Source organism: uncultured Kocuria sp., from assembly GCF_947500125.1.
Taxonomy (GTDB): Bacteria; Actinomycetota; Actinomycetes; order Actinomycetales; family Micrococcaceae; genus Kocuria.
Genome location: NZ_CANMRA010000014.1, coordinates 60,595 through 78,237, shown reverse-complemented (window position 1 = coordinate 78,237; position 17,643 = coordinate 60,595). Strand labels below are relative to the sequence as shown.

Below are 17,643 nucleotides of genomic sequence, written 5' to 3'. Positions count from 1 at the left end.
AGTGCGTCCTAATTGAATTTCGTCTGTTCGTCGAAATGCTTGAAACAGAGGACTGTCAAGGCAATCTCACGCATTTTAGTTGAAGCATCCACACGTTAGGACCGATGCTTAATGGCGTGCCGGCAGATTCGCTTCTAAGCCGCTTCACAGAATCTGCTGTATGCCCTTTCTAAGAGGGCGCTCGAAGGTTGTTCGCTTCGCCTTTGTGGGATTACCAATAGACGCCGCCCGTGACGCTCCTGCAAGCCATGACGCAACATGGGTCCGTCGACTTCATTTAGCAGATCTGCTCGGATTTCTACGACGTAGTCCGGGCGGATTCCCATGAATTTTCTATCATAGGCGGAGTGGTGGATCTTGCACAAAGATAGTCCGTTCGTCACAGCGGCGATGCCGTCCTCATGAGCGTCCGGCAGGATGTGAGCGGCATCCAATAACTCCACGTGGTGCAGGGCACAAACGGCACAGTGTTCGTCGTAGGCCCTCATGACCATAGAACGAAATACGGGCTGGTGAAGTCGTTGGCGAGCCATACGCGCGGCATAGCGCTTCTCTATCACGCTAAGAGAGGGTCCCTCGGAAAAAATTTGCCCTTCCCTGGATAGATGGTCCATATCAGCGACTTCGACCATGAACTGTTGTTCATCAGCTTCTTCGCCCACAAGGAAGACCGGGAATACGGCCTGATAAAAACCTTCCGCGACGCCATAAAACCAGATTAGGGGCAACCCCGCCTCCATGGCCGCCCGTAGGGCGCGATTGTCAGGGATGTCCGGTCCGCCATCACGCCATTTGTAGCGCATCAAGCCATCTCCGCCTACGGCGTCCTCGTAGGGTCGCTGCTTGCCCGGTTTCGTATACTTCGTTGTGAACGAAAGTGCAGCTCCGAAGGTCGCCGGCTTCCAAATGCCCTTATAGCGGTTCCGAAGCGGAATTCGCGCACCTTCGTATTCAAATTCTTCAATATCCCGGAAGTACATTGAATCGGCGCCATCATTGGTGCGCATAGCCAACCACTCCATGGCCGCCTGACGGAACTGCATCTCATCTTCAAACGTCATGCGTGGGGGAGCAACCATAAACGGAGTCTATGGTGCCGGTTCCTCCTTGGTGCTGAAGGACTCGCGCGTCGTCATGCATGAAGCAGGATTCCCCCAGAGGATCATGCCACGGCACTTGCTTCATGCATCTGGGAACTCAATCACCTGCCGCACCGCCCGCCCCGCGTCCAGCTCGTCCATCGCCTCGTTGATCTGATCCAGCGTGATGTGGAAGGTGATCAGCTTCTCCAGGGGCAGCACGCCGTCTCGCCACATCTGCTCGTACTTGGGGATGTCCACCGCCGGCACGGCGGAGCCGAGATAGCTGCCGATGATCTGGCGGGCCTCGGCCGTGATCTTCAGCGGCTCGATCTGGGACATCGCTCCCGGCGCCGGCAGGCCCACGGTGACGGTCACGCCGCCCACGGCCGTGGCGTTGAACGCGGTCTCGAAGGCGCGGGGGTGCCCGGCGGCCTCGATCACCACGCGCGGCTTGTCCTCGAGCGCCACGAGCTCGTCCGGGGTGAGCACCTCGTCCGCGCCGAACTCCTTCGCCAGCTCCAGCTTCTCGGCCAGGGCGTCCACGGCGATCACCCGGCGGCAGCCCACGGCCTTGGCGACCAGCACCGCGGCGAGTCCCACGCCGCCGAGGCCGACCACGGCCACGGCGTCGTCGGGGACGGCCTGCGCCGCGTTGATGACGGCCCCTCCCCCGGTGAGCACCGCGCAGCCCATGACGGCCGCGATCGCGGCCGGGACGTCCTCGCCCACGGGCACCACGGAACGCCGGTCCACCACGGCGTGCGTGGCGAACCCGGAGACCCCCAGGTGGTGGTAGACGTTGCCGCGGGTCTCGGAGCGCAGGTGCATCGAGCCCTCGATCAGGGTGCCCGAGGCGTTGGCCTTCGAGCCGACCGTGCACGGCAGCAGCCCCTCGGTCTTGCAGGCGGCGCACTCGCCGCAGCGCGGCAGGAACGCCATGACCACGTGCTGGCCGACCTCCAGGTCGGTGACCTCCGCGCCCATGTGCTCGACGACGCCGGCCGCCTCGTGCCCCAGCAGCATCGGCAGGGGCCGCGGCCGGTTGCCGTTGACCACGGAGAGGTCGGAGTGGCACACCCCGGCGGCGGTGATCCGCACCCGCAGCTCGGTGGGCCCGGGCTCGCCGAGCTCGAGCTCCTCGACGCGCAACGGCTGCGACTCGGCGTACGGGGCGGAGGCCTCCATGGTCTCCAGGACAGCTCCACGAATCTTCACGACGACCTCCGGAATCGGTGCACGGGTGTGACGCCGTTCACGGTACCTGCTGCCCGGCCCGTTCCTCGTCGACCATGGCCGAGGGATCCCCTGGTCCGACGGCTCCTGCTCGGTGCGGCGGCCTCCGGAACCCGTCGGGGCCCCCGCACCACGCCGACGGTCGCGCGGTCCATGCTCGGGTGAACAGCTCGTCGCTCACAGGTGAACCAGGGTTGAACGGGTAACGTAGCGGTACTAAGTTTCTACGGGCCCGGGAACGGGTGGGATGTCCAGGGTGTTCGGCGGACGCGCGGGCATCGGGAACGCGAGGTGGTGCCATGTCCGGCCGGAATCTGCACGTGATCCGCCGGGTCGGCGCTGTCCTGGGACACCTCCTGGTCTACGTCCTGATCTGGGCGGGGCTCGCGCTGCTCATCGCTGCCGCCGGCATCCGGTACTACTGGGGCGAGATCTCCGTGGGCCAGATGCTCCTGAACCTCGTCTCCGTGGAGCTGGACGGCGGGGGCGGCCCCATCGTCTGGATGGGCGTCCTGGGGGTCGGCGTCCTGCCCCTGCTCATCACCGCTGGGATCGCCCTGTGGCAGCACTCCCGGCGCCGCACGCGCCGCCGCAGCGGCGAGGATCTGCGTCCGCGTCGCTCGCCGTGGGTCATGCGCACGGTCTCCACCGCCCTGGTGGGCGCCGTGGTCGTCGGCGGCACCACGGCCTTCGCCACCACGGTGGGCGTGGGGGCCTACATCAGGGCGGGGAACTCCGCCTACGACGTCAGCGACTACTACGTGGAGCTGACCGTCACCGGCGACGAGCAGAAGCGGAACCTGGTGCTGATCTACCTCGAGTCCGGCGAGGCCACCCTCGCGGACGACCAGCTCTTCGAGAAGGACGCGTTCGCTCCGCTCAAGGACGTCACCGAGGCCTCGGACGGCTGGCAGAGCGTGGCCGACTTCCAGCAGTACCGGGGCGGGGGCTGGACCATGGCCGGCCTCATCTCCACGCAGTGCGGCGTCCCCCTGAAGGGCGTGGGCACCGCCGCGGGCAGCGGCGCCCTCAACGAGCTCGGCGGCGACGTCGACACCTACCTGGGCGGGTCCACCTGCCTGGGCGACGTCCTGGACGAGCACGGCTACCGCAGCGTCTTCCTGGGCGGCGCCAACGCCTCCTTCGCCGCGAAGGACACCTTCCTGAACAGCCACGGCTACTCCGAGGTGAAGGACCTCTCCGACTGGCGCGCCGCCGGCGAGCCGGAGAAGAACTTCCGCGGCGACTGGGGTCTGAGCGACGGACGCCTCATGGCCCACGCCAAGGACGAGATCGACGAGCTGCACGCCGAGGCGGAGGACACCGGCCGGCCGTTCAACCTCTCCGTGCTGACGCTGGACACCCACGAACCGGTGCACATCTACGACTACTGCACCGTGGACACGCGGAACGAGGTCACCTCCGCGTTCTCCTGCTCCATGACCCAGGTCGCCGGATTCGTGGAGCACATGGAGGAGAAGGGCTACCTCGAGGACACCGCCGTGGTGATCATGGGCGACCACCTCAAGCACATGAGCGCCGGCGACGCCTTCCACGAGCAGCTGGACTTCCACACCAACCGCACCATCTTCAACCGGGTCTGGATCCCGGGCACGGACGAGAACAGCACGCTGCGCCCCGGCGTGGACCAGCTGAACATGTACCCCACGATCCTGGAGGCCGCCGGTCTGACCCTGCAGGATCGCGCGGCCGGGCTGGGCGTGTCCGCCCTCGCCCCGACGGTCCCGGACGGTTCGGCGCAGGCCCTGGAGCCCGATCTGTACGCCGAGCTGCTGGACTCCCGCTCCCCGCAGTTCTACTCGGAGGCCTGGGCCGGCGAGGACGCCGCCCAGTAGCGCTGTCCGCCGCCTGCCCGAGGTCGCAGCTCGGCCCCGTCATCTGCCCGCCACCCGGGGTGCCCCGGCCGACCCGGCCTAGACTGGTGGCCCGGGCGGGGTCACCTTCCAAGGAGCGTGCGTGATGGCCTTCATCCAGCTGATCGAATACACCACCTCGAAGCCGGAGGAGGTGGCCGAGGTCTACGCGGAGTGGGAGCGAGCTTCCGAGGGGAACCGCACGGCTCGCCGCGTCCTCACGACAACGGACCGCAACGACCCGAAACGATACTGCGAGATCGTCTTCTTCGACTCCTACGAGTCCGCCATGGAGAACTCCGAGCTCCCGCAGACCCAGGAGTACGCCGGGAAGCTGCGCGAACTCATGGACGGGGAGCCCGTGTTCCGCGACCTCGACGTCGTGGAGGACCGCGAGCTCTAGCCTGCCGCACCCGGACCGGTGGGCCCCGCCCACCGGTCCCGCTTCTCCGCGGCCGGCGGAGCGGCCTCAGGCGGTCGCCGGCGGAACGGCACGGCGCTGCAGTCCCCGCCGCCGGGCGAGCAGGATCAGGACGGCGGCCACCGCGGCGATGACGAGCATCGGCGCCAGCATGAACGGGCCGCCCACGCCCGCGGAGCGGTCCATCCCCTCGCTCATCTGTCCCGTGGTGGCGGAGACGAGGAAGAGCAGGACGTTGTTCGCCGCGTGCACCAGCGAGGCCGCCTCGAGCCCGCCCGTGAGCTGGGTCAGCAGCGACATCGCGATCCCGAAGACCAGGTAGTAGGCGATCAGCCACCCGTCCGTGGCGAAGTGCGCGAGGGAGAACAGCACGGCGCTCACCAGGGTGCCGAGCACGAAGGACGGCACGGCCCCGGAGACCCAGGAGCCGGCCGCGCGCTGGATCACGCCGCGGAAGATGTACTCCTCGGACGCCGCCTGCAGGGGCGTGGTCAGCAGGACGATCGCGAGGAAGGCCCAGGCGGTGGCGTCCAGGACGACGGGGCCCGGGGTCTCCACGAGGACGATGACCGCCACGTAGGCCACGAACAGCGGGACGACGACGACGGACGCCCTCCCCAGCCAGTCCCACCGGAAACGGCCCGCCACCGAGTGGAGCGTGCCGACCGGCTGCCGGTGCAGATACCGGTGCAGGAGCACCGCGACGGCGGCCGAGGCGATCAGCGACAGGTTGGTCGCCAGCAGCAGCACCGGCGTCAGGGTGATCTGCCCGCGCCCCAGCTCCTCCAGGGTCGTGCTGCCCAGCAGCAGGTCGACCAGCGTGCCGAGGAGGGACAGCGCGATCGAGAACAGCGCGATCGCCGCGCCGAGGACCAGGATGCTGAGCAGCCCCTTCCACCAGCGGTTCCGGGGTGTGCGGTAGAACTCCGCGTGGGTGAGCGGCGCCGTCGCCGTCGGACGGGCGGCGGGCGGAACGGCGCCTCCCGGGCGCCCCGGGAACGGGGCGGGCGCCCCCGGCCACCCGGCGGGCGGGGCGAGATGCCCCGGTCCCCCGGGGACGTTCGCGGGAGAGACGTCGGGCTGCCAGGGAGCCGGCCGCCGGGGAGGGTGCGAGGTCATGTCCACAGGGTAGTTCTCGGAGCCGGCCCCGGACGCCCGGGACCGGGAGCCCGGGACCGCCGGCCGGGCCGGGTCCGCGCGGGGCGCCGGGTCAGCCGGTGCCCGGCACCGCTGCGCCGGGGTGCGCCCGCAGCAGCTCCAGCTGGGCCTGCAGCTGCTGCTCCAAGCGGCGGGGGGAGCCGATGGCCGGGTCCAGGGCGGCGGTGATCTGGGCGCCGAGCAGGAAGGTCAGCAGGACCTCCACCGAGGTCGGGACGTCGACCCGGGGAGCCAGGTCGCCGGCGGTCCGGGCCTGCACCAGCCATCCGGCCATCGACGCCCGCCACTGCGCCATGGAGCGGTTGTTGAGCTCCGCCCGGCCGGCGTCCTGGGCCGCCTCCTGCCAGAACGGGATGACCACGCGGGCCTCGTCCAGCCGCACGGCGTCCAGCGGGAGCACCTGCCGGCAGAAGGCCTCCAGCGCGGCCAGTCCGGTGAGCCCGACCACGGCCCGGGCGACCCGGTCGTTCGTGCGGTCGAAGACGTAGGCGTAGGTGGCCTCGATCAGGTCGGCCTTGGTGGCGAAGTAGGGCTTCAGCGCGCCGTTGGCATAGCCGGCCTCGGCCGCGATCTCGCGCATCGTCGCCCCCGAGAGTCCGTTCCGGGCGATGATGCGCCAGGTCGCCTGGACCAGTTCCCGGCGCCGCGCCGCGTGATCCACCACCTTGGGCATCGGGTGGGCTCCTTTCCCTGCACGCCCCATTCTGGCACCGGCGTCGTGCCCGGGGCCGGACGGGGGTCTTGTCAGGCCGGGGAGAAAATTCTATTCTCTACAACAGTAGACGTAAAAGTGACCCGGATCACGCCATACGGCGTCGTCGTCCCTCATCTGCCCTGCACCCCACGAAAGGACCCGAGATGTCCCTCGCCGACACCCGCACCACCGCCGAGATCGGCGCCTATGCGCTGCAGACCCCCGAGGAGGTCAGCACCGTCCGGGCTGTCCTGGAAGAGGCCGGGCACTTCCCGGAGTCCGCCCGCATGGCCTACCTCGGACTGGTGGAGCCGGCCCGGGGCACCCCTGCGGACGCCCCCGTAAACCGGCGGTTCCGCGTTTTCCTGCTCGACGTCGACGGCGGCCGGCCCAAGGACGCCGTCGTCTCCACCACCGACCGGCGGATCGAGTCCGTCGTCGAGCTCGACACCGAGGTCAGCGGCGAGCTGCCCGTGCTCGAGGAGGAGTTCGAGATGGTCGAGCAGATCCTGTCCACGAACGGCGAGTGGCTGGCCGCCCTGGACCGCCGCGGCCTGGACGTGGCCCAGGTGCGGGTGGCGCCCCTGTCCGCCGGGGTCTTCGAGTACCCGGAGGAGAAGGGCCGGCGGATCCTGCGCGGGCTGGCCTTCCTGCAGGAGCACGAGGCGGACTCGGCCTGGGCCCACCCCGTCGACGGACTGGTGGCCTACGTGGACGTCACGAACCACGCCGTGGACCAGGTCCTGGACATCGACGTCATGAGGATCCCCGAGGAGCACGGCAACTACACCGACCCGGAGCTCACCGGGCCGCTGCGCACCACCCAGAAGCCGATCGAGATCACCCAGCCGGAGGGCCCGTCCTTCACCGTCACCCACGGCAACCACGTCGAGTGGGAGAAGTGGAGCCTGGACGTGGGGTTCGACATGCGCGAAGGACTGGTCCTGCACAACATCGCGTTCGACGACGCCGGGAAGACCCGGCGGATCCTCGACCGGGCCGCCATCGCCGAGATGGTGGTCCCCTACGGCGACCCCTCCCCCGTGCGGTCCTGGCAGAACTATTTCGACACCGGCGAGTACCTCGTGGGCCAGTGGGCCAACTCCCTGGAGCTGGGCTGCGACTGCCTGGGCGAGATCACCTACCTGTCCCCCGTGGTGGTCACCGGCCGGGGCGAGCCGCGCGAGATCAAGAACGGCATCTGCATGCACGAGGAGGACTGGTCCATCCTCGCCAAGCACACCGACCTGTGGAGCGGCGTCGCCTACACCCGGCGCAACCGCCGCCTGGTGATCTCCTTCTTCACCACCGTGGGCAACTACGACTACGGGTTCTACTGGTACCTGTACCTGGACGGCACCATCGAGTTCGAGGCGAAGGCCACCGGCGTGGTGTTCACCTCGTCCCTGCCGGACGGGCCCACCGACTACGCCTCCGAGATCGCCCCGGGCCTGGGCGCGCCGTTCCACCAGCACCTCTTCTCCGCCCGGCTGGACTTCGCCCTCGACGGCGACCCGTGCCGGGTCGAGGAGGAGGACGCGGTCCGGCTGCCGGTGTCCGAGTCCAACCCCCGCGGGAACGCCTTCACCCGCAAGCGCACCGTGCTCGCCAGCGAGCAGGAGGCGATGCGGGATGCCGACATGTCCGTGGGCCGCACCTGGGTGGTCTCCAGCGCCGAGTCCTACAACCGGCTCGGCGAGCCGGTCGGCTACAAGCTGCACCCGGAGGGCATGCCCACGCTGCTGGCCGCCGAGGGCTCCCCGATCCACCGCCGGGCCACCTTCGCGACCAAGGCGCTGTGGGTGACCCCGTACGAGGAGGCCGAGCGGTACCCGACCGGCGACTTCCCGAACCAGCACAGCGGTGACGGGGGCCTGCCGGAGTGGACCGGCGGGGACCGCAGCGTCGACGGCGAGGACATCGTCGTCTGGCACACCTTCGGGCTGACCCACTTCCCGCGGGTCGAGGACTGGCCGATCATGCCGGTGGACACCGTAGGGTTCCGGCTGCGCCCGGAGGGCTTCTTCGACCGCTCGCCGGTGCTGGACGTCCCCGCGCCCACGCCCGGGCACTGCTGCGCCGAGGACGAGGAGCACGGCAGCAGCACCTGCCACTGAGTCCGCCCCGGGAGGACACCGCGCCCACCGGCACCGCGCCCACCAGGGCGGGGTGCCGGGGGGCGCGGTGTCCTCGTCCGGCGCGAGGGCCGGTGCGGGGTGCTGCACACGGGCCACCAGGGCGCGCCGGGGCGCCGTCAGCGCGCGCCCTCGCCGCTCTCGGCCTGCGCGATGGCGTCGGTCAACCGCCGCCGCTCCTTGCTCAGCCAGTCGCCGTCCGAGTAGGTCCGCAGGAACGTCTCGGCGAACTCCACGGGGTCGTCGCCGACGACGCCGCGGATCGGGGTGCCGCTCGCCGCGCTCTGCTCGAACAGATCGAGAAGGTCCTCCAGCATCGACATCAGGCCCTCGCTGCTCCACGAGCGGGAGTACGTCAGGTACCGCTCCAGCGCCTCGACCGCGCCGCGATAGTTCGCCGGGAGCTGTGCCACGCGTGCCCGGTACTGCCGGTACTGCCGCTTGTCGCCGATCGCCTTCGACAGGATGGACATGGCTATCTGCCTCCTTCGCGGAGCTGTTCCAGTCGTTCGGCGAGGAAGCTCCAGGTCCTCCAGAACTCGGCGAGCACGTCCCGCCCCTGCGCGTTGAGGGAGTACACCTTGCGCGGCGGCCCCTTCTCGGAGGGGACCTTCTCCACGTCGACGAGACTGCGCTGCTCGATCCTCAGGAGCAGCGCATAGATGGTCCCCTCGGCGATGTCGGCGAAGCCCTGCTCGCGCAGCCGCGCCGTGATCTCGTAGCCGTACGCCGGCCGGTCGGACAGGATCGCCAGGACGATCCCCTCCAGGATGCCCTTGAGCATTTCCGTCGCCTGCTTGCCCACGCGCCCCCCTCCGACTACTCAGTGTTGTTGACTACTGGTACATAGTAACGCCGAGTAGTGGATGCCACCACCCCCCATGGCGCACGGACAGGCCGTGGCCGGCGGCGGCCGAAGGAACCGTGAGTGCAGGTCTGCGGAGGTGGGGGCCCCGGCCTCGGTCAGCGACCGGACGGGGGTCGGACCAGCGGAAAGCCGCCCTGATGGACCACGGCGCCGAAGGTTCCGGTTCGGGTCGCCACCACACCGGGCCGGGACAGCAGGGACGGGCCCTCATCGGGCTCGTGGCCGGTGACCCCTGCGCGTGGAACGGGGGAAGAACTCGATCACTGCGGAGACGGCCCCGATGAGCCCCAGCACCCAGCCGGCAGCATAGGGCACCACCACGGGCACCGCCCACCAGAGGGAACGCCCGGTCCCCTCTCCCACGCCCCCGACAGCACTCACGCCGAACATCGCCGCCACACCGACGACCACCAGAGCCACCGCCCAGTAGGAGAGCACCCGGCGCCGGCTCCGGCCGAGGAACGCACCGAGGGCGGCCAGGACTGCGCCCGGCACGATGACCAGCGACCCCTCCAGGGGATCGAGGGCCCCCACCAGCATCCCGACCAGACCGACGACGACCGACCACCGCCCCCACGATGCCCGTGCAGCCACACCCCCCCTCTTCGGCGCCCCTCCCGCGGCTGCCTGACCTCCCACGACCCGAAGACCGGGCCGGGACGGGCGATGGTGGGCAGTGCAGATCGGCGGTCGGGGAACCTCCGGAGCCGAGCCACGCACGCAACGTTGACGGAGACGGAACGATCCGCCCGGCGCGCCGCGGGGATCTGGAGCGCCGTCCTGGCCGTGCTCACCGTGGTCGGTGGGGAACTGAGGCACCACCACGTGGTGCCGATCGTCCTTCCGGGGCAATCGGCGGACCCAGACGATGGTGATCGCCACCGCCCGGGGCAGTCCGTCGGCAGGAACCAGCGGGTGATCCCCGACCCGAAGCCCGGCTCGGCGGGGAGGTCCCTCCCGGCGATGCCGTGCTCGACCACGGACAGGACCCCCTCCAGGACCGCCAGGTCATCGACCCGCGGTCGCCCGGTTTTCCCCGAAGACGTGGCCCCGCTGCTCGGCGTAGAACTCCGCCTCCGCGGGCTCGGGCCGGTCCTGGCCGTTGAGCAGCCGGTGCCACAAGGGGTAGTAGGCGGGCAGCTGCGACGCCGTGGTGATCCGGTCCCGGGCCTCCTGCGGCAGCGTCAGCTCGGCGGCGTCGAGGTCCTCCTGGAGGTGCTCGAACCTGCGCGCGGCGATCACGGTCCCGTCGATGCCCGGGCGGCCCAGGATCCAGGAGATCACCACCTGGGGGATCGTCCAGCCGAGCTCCCCGGCGATCTCGTCGAAGAGCTCGATCAGGTCGTACGCGCGGTTCCGGTCCGTCACGTGCGGTTCGGGCCACCCCGTGCCCTGCCGGGTGTCGGAGGGGGTCTCGGCACCGCGGCGGACCTTGCCGTTGAGCAGCCCCTCGCCCAGAGGGCTCCAGCCGAAGGTCGCGATCCCGAGGTCCCGGGCGGCCGGGACGATCTCGTACTCGATCTCCCGGGCCTCCGGCGTGTAGTAGGCCTGGTGCGCGATCGGGCCCTCGAGACCGGCCGCCCGGGCCTCGTACACCGTCTTGGCCAGCTGCCACCCGTTGTAGTTGGAGACGCCCCAGTACCGGATCTTCCCGGCCCGGATCAGCTCGTCGGCGGTCGCGATGGTCTCGGTGATCGGGGTCTGCCCGTCCCACTGGTGGACGTAGAGCAGGTCGAGGTGGTCGGTCTGCAACCGCTTCAGGCTGTCCTCGACAGCCCGGGTCAGGTGGATCCGGCTGGCGCCGCCGTCGTTCGGACCGTCCCCGGTGGGGGTCCGGGCCTTCGAGGTGAGGACGACGTCGTCCCGCCTGCTCCCCAGGACCTCGCCCAGGACCCGCTCCGAGTCCCCGCCCGAGTAGAGGTTGGCGGTGTCGATGAAGTTCACGCCGCGGCCCAGGGCCTCGTCGATCTGGCGCTTCGCCTCGTCCGGGCCGAGCCCCGCGATCTTCTCGAACCCTCCGCCGGAGCCGAAGGGGATGGTGCCCAGGGCCAGCCGGGAGACGTAGAGGCCGGAACTGCCGAGTCGGGTGTACTCCAAGGGATCGCTCCTCTGATGGTGGTCGTGCGACAGGGTCGTTCCCGAGCGTACGGGGCTCCTTCCTGGCCCACCGGGAACTTCACGCAGAGCTCACCGGACGCACCGGCCATTGCGCGCAGCCGGTGCGCGCGGCCGGGCCGAGCTCACCGCGGAGCGGCGATGAGCTCCTCCTTCATGTCGGCCACGGCCGCGCGGATCGCTTCCATGACCGCCTGCACGGCGGGCCGGCGCAGCAGGTCGGTGCGGGAGACCACCCAGTACTCCACGGGGAACCACAGCTCCTCGGGGAAGAGCCGCACCAGGTCCCCGGTCCGCTCGGCGAGATAGCAGGGGAGCAGCCCGATGCCCGCGCCGGCGCGGGTGAGCTCCACGTGCACCACCGACGACGTCGCCCCCACGCCCTGGCGCATCCGCGGGAACCGCCGGCGCGGGATGTCCAGCTCCGCGACGTCCTGCATCGACTCCACGAAGTAGATGAGCGGGTGGTCCTGCACCTGGTCGGAGGTGCGCAGGGGCGGGTGCGTGGCGAGGTAGTCCTGTGAGGCGTAGACCCCCAGGGAGTAGTCGGCCAGGTGGAAGGCCTCCTTGCGGGAGACCTCCGGGCGCCCGACGACCACCTCCAGGTCGATGCCCACCGGGTTGGTCTGCGCCCGCCGGGCCGCGTTGATCATCTCCAGCCGCACCCCGGGGTGCTCCTCGATCAGCCGCCGCATGGCCGCGCCCATCACCACGCCGCCGAAGCCGTCCGGGGCCATGGCCCGCACCACGCCGTTGATGGTGTTGCCGCGCCCGCCCGCCCCGAGCGGGAGGGAGCCCATGGCGGCCTCGATCTCCTCGCCGGCGGCCACGAACTTCCGGCCGAGCTCGCTGGGCTCCCACATCTCGCCGGTGCGCACGAGCAGCCGGGCGCCCACGGTCTTCTCGAGCGCGGCCATCCGCCGCGACACGGTCGTGTGACTGAGCCCGAGGTCCGCGGCCGCGCCGGCGTAGGAGCCGTGGCGGACCACCGCGAGCAGGAGCAGGAGGTCGTCGGCGCCGTGCGACAAGGGGCAACTCCTCCGGATGGCTGGAACCGCACCGGGGGACGCACAGGACCGGGCGGCATGTGCATTTTTGCACAGGCACGGCGAGCGCATGGTCATTGTGAAGCGCACCACAGATCCGCACACTGTAGGCAAACAATGTGACCACCGTCACCGTTCCCCCAGCACTAGGAGAACCCCATGAGCACTGAGGACAGGGTCGCCGCCTCGGCGGACCCGAACGACTCCCCCGAGAACCGGGGCGGACTGAAGAAGGTCGTGGCGGCATCGATGGCCGGCACGGTCGTGGAGTGGTACGAGTTCTTCCTCTTCGCCACCGCGTCCACCCTGGTCTTCGGCCAGCTGTTCTTCGTGGACACCGGCAACCCGCTGGACGGCATCCTCAAGGCGTTCCTGATCTACGCGGTCGGCTTCATCGCCCGCCCGCTGGGCGGCATCGTCTTCGGCCACTTCGGCGACAAGTACGGGCGCAAGCACCTGCTGCAGATCTCGATCGTCATGGTCGGCGCGGCCACGTTCCTGATGGGCTGCCTGCCCGGCTTCGAGCAGGTCGGCTACTGGGCCCCCGCCATGCTGGTGGTCCTGCGCTTCGTGCAGGGCTTCGCGGTGGGCGGCGAGTGGGGCGGCGCCGTCCTGCTCGTGGCCGAGCACGCCCCCAACAAGGAGCGCGGCTTCTGGTCCAGCTGGCCGCAGGCCGCCGTGCCGCTGGGCAACCTGCTGGCCACCGTCGTGCTGCTCACCCTGTCCTTCACCCTCTCCGAGGAAGCCTTCCTCTCCTGGGGCTGGCGCGTGGGCTTCTGGCTCTCGATCGTCATCGTGGCCATCGGCTACTACATCCGCACCCACGTCACGGACGCCGCGATCTTCAAGGAGGCCCAGCAGGAGGTCCGCGAGGAGAAGTCCGCGGCATACGGCGTGGGCGAGGTCTTCCGCCGCTACCCCCGCGGCGTCTTCGGCGCCATGGGCCTGCGCTTCGCGGAGAACATCCTCTACTACGTGGTGGTGACCTTCTCGATCACCTACCTGTCCACCCAGCGGGACGTGGACACCAGCCGGATCCTGCTGCTGCTGCTGATCGCCCACGTCATCCACGCGATCTGCGTGCCGCTCGTCGGCCGGGCCACCGACAAGGTGGGCCGCCGCCCGATGTACGCCGCCGGCGCCTTCCTCGGCATCTTCTGGGCGTTCATCGCGTTCCCGATGTTCAACACGGACAACAGCTTCATCATCCTGGCGGCCATCACCATCGGCCTGATGATCCACGCGCTCATGTACGCCGGGCAGCCGGCGATCATGGCCGAGATGTTCCCCACCCGGATGCGCTACTCGGGCGTCTCCCTGGGCTACCAGGTGACCTCCATCGTGGCCGGCTCCCTGGCCCCGATCATCGCGACCGCGCTGCTGCGCGAGTTCAACTCCTGGGTGCCGATCGCGATCTACATCGCCATCGCCTGCCTCATCACCCTGTTCGCGGTGTGGACGCTGCGCGAGACCAAGGGCATCTCCCTCCAGGACATCGACGCCGAGGACCGGCGCCGGCTCTCCGAGGAGAAGTCCGCCCGGGACCGGGCCTCCTGATCCGCACCCGCATCAGCACCCTCCCGCGCCCAGCGGCGGACCGGTTCTCCGGTCCGCCGCTGGGCGCGCTGCGCATGACCCCACCTCGCGACACCCCGCAGTTCACGACCCCGCAGTTCGGCACACCGCAGTTCACGACCCCGCAGTTCGGCACACCGCAGTTCACGACCCCGCAGTTCTAGACCTTGCAGAAGGGACTCCCCGATGACCACCATCACCTGGATCGGCCTCGGCCACATGGGCAACCCGATGTCCGGCAACCTCGTCAAGGCGGGCCACGACGTCCGCGGCCACGACGTCAGCGCCACCGCCATGGCGGCCGCCCGCGACCACGGAGTGCAGACCTTCGACACGCTGGAGGAGGCGCTGCAGGGCGCCGAGGTCGTGTTCACGATGCTCCCCAAGGGCGAGCACGCCCGCGCCGTCTACCTCGGCGACAGCGGCGTCATCGCGCTCGCACCCAAGGACGCGCTGCTCATCGACAGTTCCACGATCGACGTGGAGACCGCGGAGCACCTCCACCAGGCGGCCGAGGACGCCGGCTTCCGCTTCGTGGACGCGCCGGTCTCCGGCGGGATCAGCGGCGCGGCCGCGGCCACCCTGACCTTCATGGTCGGCGGGAAGCCCGACGTCGTCGAGCAGGCCCGGACGTTCATCGAGCCCATGGCCCGCAAGATCGTGGCCACGGGCCACGCCGGCACGGGCCAGGCCGCCAAGATCGTCAACAACATGATGCTGTTCATCTGCCTCGAGGCCTGCGCCGAGGGCTCCGTGCTCGCCGACCGGCTGGGTCTGGACCCCCAGGTGTTCTGGGACATCGCCTCGGTGTCCTCCGGCAACTCCTGGGCGCTGCAGACCTGGTACCCCGTGCCCGGGATCGTGGACTCCGCCGCGGCCAACAAGAACTTCGAGGCCACCTTCAGCGCCACCCTCGCCGCCAAGGACGCCGGCCTGGCCCTCATGGCGGGCGAGCAGACCGGCGTGCAGCTGCCCGCCGCGGAGCTCGTGGCCGAGAGGCTCCAGCAGCTCATCGACGAGGGCCTCGGGGACAAGGACTGCTCCCTCATCACCAAGTACGCCGCGCCGGACGGGAAGATCCAGGGCTGGGACCCGGACCAGGCCTGAGCGGCGCCGAGACCACCACGACCGAGGAGAACACCATGCAGAACACCAAGCAGGACGCCGAGACCCGCGCGCGGCAGGACGCCGAGCGGGGCACCCCTGACCCCCAGGGCGTCGGGGAGGTCATCGAGCACTTCATCGACGGGAAGCGCCACGGCGGGTCCGAGCGGACCGCCGACGTCTACAACCCCGCGACCGGTCAGGTGGCCAAGCAGGTGCTGCTGGCCTCCGCCGAGGACGTCGCCACCGCCGTGGAGGCCGCCGAGCTCGCCCTGCCGGGCTGGCGGGCCACCGGGATGGCCAAGCGCTCGGCCATCATGTTCAAGGTCGAGAACATCATCCGGGAGCGCACCCCGGAGCTGGCCGCGATCATCACCGCCGAGCACGGCAAGGTCCTCTCGGACGCGGCCGGGGAGGTCGCCCGCGGACTGGAGAACGTGCAGTTCTGCGCGGGGGTCATGCACCACATGAAGGGCGAGTTCCTCGAGCAGGCCGCCACCGGGGTGGACGTCCACCAGACCCGCCAGCCGGTGGGGGTGGTCGCGTGCATCACGCCGTTCAACTTCCCCGCCATGGTCCCGCTGTGGATGATCACGACCGCGATCGCCGCCGGCAACACCGTGATCCTCAAGCCCTCGGAGCGGGACCCCTCGGCGGCGGTGTGGATCGCCGAGGCCTTCGCCGAGGCCGGCCTGCCCCCGGGAGTGCTCAACGTGGTCCACGGGGACAAGGTGGCCGTGGACGAGCTGCTGACCAATCCGCTGGTCAAGGCCGTGTCCTTCGTGGGCTCCACCCCGATCGCCAAGTACATCTACGAGACCTCGGCCCAGCACGGCAAGCGCGTCCAGGCGCTGGGCGGGGCGAAGAACCACATGGTGGTCATGCCGGACGCCGATCTGGACGGGGCCGCGGACGCCGCGATCTCGGCGGCCTACGGCTCCGCCGGCGAGCGCTGCATGGCGGTCTCGGTGCTCGTCACCGTCGGGGACGTGGCCGATCCGCTGATCGAACGGCTGAAGGAGCGGATCGCGCGGCTGACCATCGGCGACGGCACCGACCCGGCCTCGGAGATGGGCCCGCTCATCACCGCCCAGGCCCTCGAGCGGGTCAACGGCTACGTGACGGGAGCCTCCGCCGAGGGCGCGACCGTCGTCGTCGACGGCACCCAGCAGGAGTTCGACGGCGACGGGTTCTTCACCGGCGTCTCGCTGCTGGACCACGTGAAGCCCGGCATGAAGGCCTACGACGAGGAGATCTTCGGCCCGGTCCTGTCCGTGGTGCGCGTGGACACCTACGAGGAGGCCGTGCGGCTGATCAACACCAACCAGTTCGCCAACGGGGTGGCGGTGTTCACCCGTGACGGCAAGACCGCCCGGCAGTTCGAGTTCGAGATCGAGGTCGGCATGGTGGGGGTCAACGTCCCGATCCCGGTGCCCATCGGCGCGTTCTCGTTCGGCGGCTGGAAGAACTCCCTGTTCGGCGACACCCACATGTACGGGCCGGAGGCGTTCAACTTCTACACCCGCCGCAAGCTCGTGACCACGCGCTGGCCCGAGCCCTCGGAGTCGCAGATCAACCTGGGCTTCCCGACCCACTGACGGGCCCGCAGGACCTCCGCGAACGACGACGCCGGTCCCGGCCTTCCGCACGGAGGGCCGGGACCGGCGTCGCCGTCGGACGCCCCTCGGGCAGTCGACGGAGGGCCGAGCGGCGTCCGGCGGGAGGGGCGCCCGGCTCAGGCGGCCCCGTGGTCCGGGGCCGCCTGCCGGCAGTCCTCGACCCGCTCCTCGAGCTGGGGCTCGTCGGCGGCCTCGACCGCCTCGGCCATCGCGTGCAGGAAGGCGGTCACGGTGGCGGCCTCCTCGGCGCTCAGCTCGCGGGCCGCGCGCATCATCCGCTCGTGCATGGCTCCGAGGGTGGAGCGGACCTCGCAGTCGGCCTCCTCGGTGGCCACGATCACCAGCGCCCGCCGGTCCGTGGGGTGCGGACGGCGCGCCACGTGGCCGCTGCGGGAGAGCCGGTCCAGCAGCGTGGTGGTGGAGGCCGAGGAGATCCCCAGCTTGCTCGCCAGGTCCCGCGGGCTCAGCGGGGTCCCGGCGCGGTCCGCCTCGAGCAGATAGCGCAGGGCCAGCACATCCTTCTCCCCCATGCCCATGGACTCCCGGGTCCGCAGGCGCATGGCGGACTCGGCCGTGCGGTAGGCCCGCAGGGCTTCGAGTACCTGCAGGGCCGGTGGGCGCTCGCCGTCGGCGGCGTACCAGTAGCCGGACGAGGTCGTGGGGTGTGCGCTCATGGCATCAGTGTAGGCGATCTGATAAAGAGAAAAGCTGATAACTAG

Annotated in this window: 15 protein-coding genes and 2 pseudogenes; 6 read left to right on the top strand and 11 right to left on the bottom strand. The window is 70.0% G+C overall.

Features of this window, described 5'->3' with window-relative positions; translation table 11 throughout:
• Positions 1 to 134: 134 nt before the first annotated feature.
• Positions 135 to 1,079, bottom strand: a complete 945-nt coding sequence (locus Q0817_RS11000; RefSeq protein WP_298587201.1) for an HNH endonuclease — start codon at positions 1,077 to 1,079, stop codon at positions 135 to 137.
• Positions 1,080 to 1,181: 102 nt separating this feature from the next.
• Positions 1,182 to 2,297: a zinc-binding dehydrogenase gene (locus Q0817_RS10995; protein WP_298587197.1), complete on the bottom strand. Its 1,116-nt coding sequence runs from the start codon at positions 2,295 to 2,297 to the stop codon at positions 1,182 to 1,184.
• A gap of 317 nt (positions 2,298 to 2,614) precedes the next feature.
• On the opposite strand from Q0817_RS10995, the gene Q0817_RS10990 reads away from it, so the two are divergent.
• Positions 2,615 to 4,171 (top strand): LTA synthase family protein, encoded by a 1,557-nt coding sequence (locus Q0817_RS10990; RefSeq protein ID WP_298587194.1) that lies wholly within the window; start codon positions 2,615 to 2,617, stop codon positions 4,169 to 4,171.
• A 124-nt stretch (positions 4,172 to 4,295) separates the two neighbouring features.
• Complete coding sequence (locus Q0817_RS10985) at positions 4,296 to 4,592, top strand: hypothetical protein (RefSeq protein WP_298587191.1); 297 nt, start codon at positions 4,296 to 4,298, stop codon at positions 4,590 to 4,592.
• Between the two features lie 66 nt (positions 4,593 to 4,658).
• On the opposite strand, the gene Q0817_RS10980 is transcribed toward Q0817_RS10985, so the two are convergent.
• Together Q0817_RS10980 and Q0817_RS10975 are read right to left on the bottom strand one after the other, a co-directional pair.
• Complete coding sequence (locus Q0817_RS10980) at positions 4,659 to 5,729, bottom strand: CPBP family intramembrane glutamic endopeptidase (RefSeq protein ID WP_298587187.1); 1,071 nt, start codon at positions 5,727 to 5,729, stop codon at positions 4,659 to 4,661.
• A 91-nt stretch (positions 5,730 to 5,820) separates the two neighbouring features.
• Complete coding sequence (locus tag Q0817_RS10975; RefSeq protein WP_298587184.1) at positions 5,821 to 6,441, bottom strand: TetR/AcrR family transcriptional regulator; 621 nt, start codon at positions 6,439 to 6,441, stop codon at positions 5,821 to 5,823.
• Between the two features lie 185 nt (positions 6,442 to 6,626).
• Here Q0817_RS10975 and Q0817_RS10970 point away from each other — a divergent pair, with 185 nt between their 5' ends.
• On the top strand, positions 6,627 to 8,579 hold the full coding sequence (locus Q0817_RS10970) for a primary-amine oxidase (RefSeq protein ID WP_298587181.1): 1,953 nt from the start codon (positions 6,627 to 6,629) through the stop codon (positions 8,577 to 8,579).
• Between the two features lie 137 nt (positions 8,580 to 8,716).
• On the opposite strand, the gene Q0817_RS10965 is transcribed toward Q0817_RS10970, so the two are convergent.
• From Q0817_RS10965 to Q0817_RS10940, 6 genes and pseudogenes are all read right to left on the bottom strand, one after another.
• On the bottom strand, positions 8,717 to 9,070 hold the full coding sequence (locus Q0817_RS10965) for a DUF1048 domain-containing protein (RefSeq protein ID WP_298587178.1): 354 nt from the start codon (positions 9,068 to 9,070) through the stop codon (positions 8,717 to 8,719).
• A 2-nt stretch (positions 9,071 to 9,072) separates the two neighbouring features.
• A complete protein-coding gene (locus Q0817_RS10960; RefSeq protein ID WP_298587174.1) occupies positions 9,073 to 9,402 on the bottom strand; it encodes a PadR family transcriptional regulator in 330 nt (109 codons plus the stop codon).
• A gap of 270 nt (positions 9,403 to 9,672) precedes the next feature.
• The gene (locus Q0817_RS10955) at positions 9,673 to 10,059 is read right to left on the bottom strand and encodes a hypothetical protein (protein ID WP_298587171.1); all 387 of its coding nucleotides are present in this window, start codon (positions 10,057 to 10,059) and stop codon (positions 9,673 to 9,675) included.
• A gap of 314 nt (positions 10,060 to 10,373) precedes the next feature.
• Positions 10,374 to 10,505 (bottom strand): annotated as a pseudogene (locus Q0817_RS10950) (IS5/IS1182 family transposase); the annotation flags it as partial.
• Entirely contained in the window at positions 10,474 to 11,562 is a 1,089-nt protein-coding gene (locus tag Q0817_RS10945; RefSeq protein ID WP_298587168.1) for an aldo/keto reductase, read from the bottom strand. The gene Q0817_RS10945 and the pseudogene Q0817_RS10950, both read right to left, overlap by 32 nt.
• A 143-nt stretch (positions 11,563 to 11,705) precedes the next feature.
• Complete coding sequence (locus tag Q0817_RS10940) at positions 11,706 to 12,608, bottom strand: LysR family transcriptional regulator (protein WP_298587165.1); 903 nt, start codon at positions 12,606 to 12,608, stop codon at positions 11,706 to 11,708.
• A 177-nt stretch (positions 12,609 to 12,785) separates the two neighbouring features.
• Between Q0817_RS10940 and Q0817_RS10935 the strand changes: the two genes are divergently transcribed.
• From Q0817_RS10935 to Q0817_RS10925, 3 genes and pseudogenes are all read left to right on the top strand, one after another.
• Positions 12,786 to 14,183, top strand: coding sequence for an MFS transporter (locus Q0817_RS10935; RefSeq protein ID WP_298587162.1), 1,398 nt, complete (start codon positions 12,786 to 12,788; stop codon positions 14,181 to 14,183).
• A gap of 201 nt (positions 14,184 to 14,384) precedes the next feature.
• Positions 14,385 to 15,308: pseudogene (gene mmsB, locus Q0817_RS10930) on the top strand (3-hydroxyisobutyrate dehydrogenase); the annotation flags it as partial.
• Positions 15,309 to 15,343: 35 nt separating this feature from the next.
• Positions 15,344 to 16,903, top strand: a complete 1,560-nt coding sequence (locus tag Q0817_RS10925; protein ID WP_298587156.1) for a CoA-acylating methylmalonate-semialdehyde dehydrogenase — start codon at positions 15,344 to 15,346, stop codon at positions 16,901 to 16,903.
• A gap of 137 nt (positions 16,904 to 17,040) precedes the next feature.
• Here the strand turns inward: Q0817_RS10925 and Q0817_RS10920 are convergent, their stop codons facing one another.
• Positions 17,041 to 17,598, bottom strand: coding sequence for a MarR family winged helix-turn-helix transcriptional regulator (locus Q0817_RS10920; RefSeq protein WP_298587153.1), 558 nt, complete (start codon positions 17,596 to 17,598; stop codon positions 17,041 to 17,043).
• Positions 17,599 to 17,643 lie beyond the last annotated feature (45 nt).

What these genes read in the sequence shown, in the direction of transcription:
- Q0817_RS11000 (WP_298587201.1), bottom strand. Translation starts at nt 1,079, where the DNA reads ATGGTTGCTCCCCCACGCATGACGTTTGAAGATGAGATGCAGTTCCGT.
- Q0817_RS10990 (WP_298587194.1), top strand. Translation starts at nt 2,615, where the DNA reads ATGTCCGGCCGGAATCTGCACGTGATCCGCCGGGTCGGCGCTGTCCTG.
- Q0817_RS10985 (WP_298587191.1), top strand. Translation starts at nt 4,296, where the DNA reads ATGGCCTTCATCCAGCTGATCGAATACACCACCTCGAAGCCGGAGGAG.
- Q0817_RS10980 (WP_298587187.1), bottom strand. Translation starts at nt 5,729, where the DNA reads ATGACCTCGCACCCTCCCCGGCGGCCGGCTCCCTGGCAGCCCGACGTC.
- Q0817_RS10975 (WP_298587184.1), bottom strand. Translation starts at nt 6,441, where the DNA reads ATGCCCAAGGTGGTGGATCACGCGGCGCGGCGCCGGGAACTGGTCCAG.
- Q0817_RS10970 (WP_298587181.1), top strand. Translation starts at nt 6,627, where the DNA reads ATGTCCCTCGCCGACACCCGCACCACCGCCGAGATCGGCGCCTATGCG.
- Q0817_RS10965 (WP_298587178.1), bottom strand. Translation starts at nt 9,070, where the DNA reads ATGTCCATCCTGTCGAAGGCGATCGGCGACAAGCGGCAGTACCGGCAG.
- Q0817_RS10935 (WP_298587162.1), top strand. Translation starts at nt 12,786, where the DNA reads ATGAGCACTGAGGACAGGGTCGCCGCCTCGGCGGACCCGAACGACTCC.
- Q0817_RS10925 (WP_298587156.1), top strand. Translation starts at nt 15,344, where the DNA reads ATGCAGAACACCAAGCAGGACGCCGAGACCCGCGCGCGGCAGGACGCC.
- Q0817_RS10920 (WP_298587153.1), bottom strand. Translation starts at nt 17,598, where the DNA reads ATGAGCGCACACCCCACGACCTCGTCCGGCTACTGGTACGCCGCCGAC.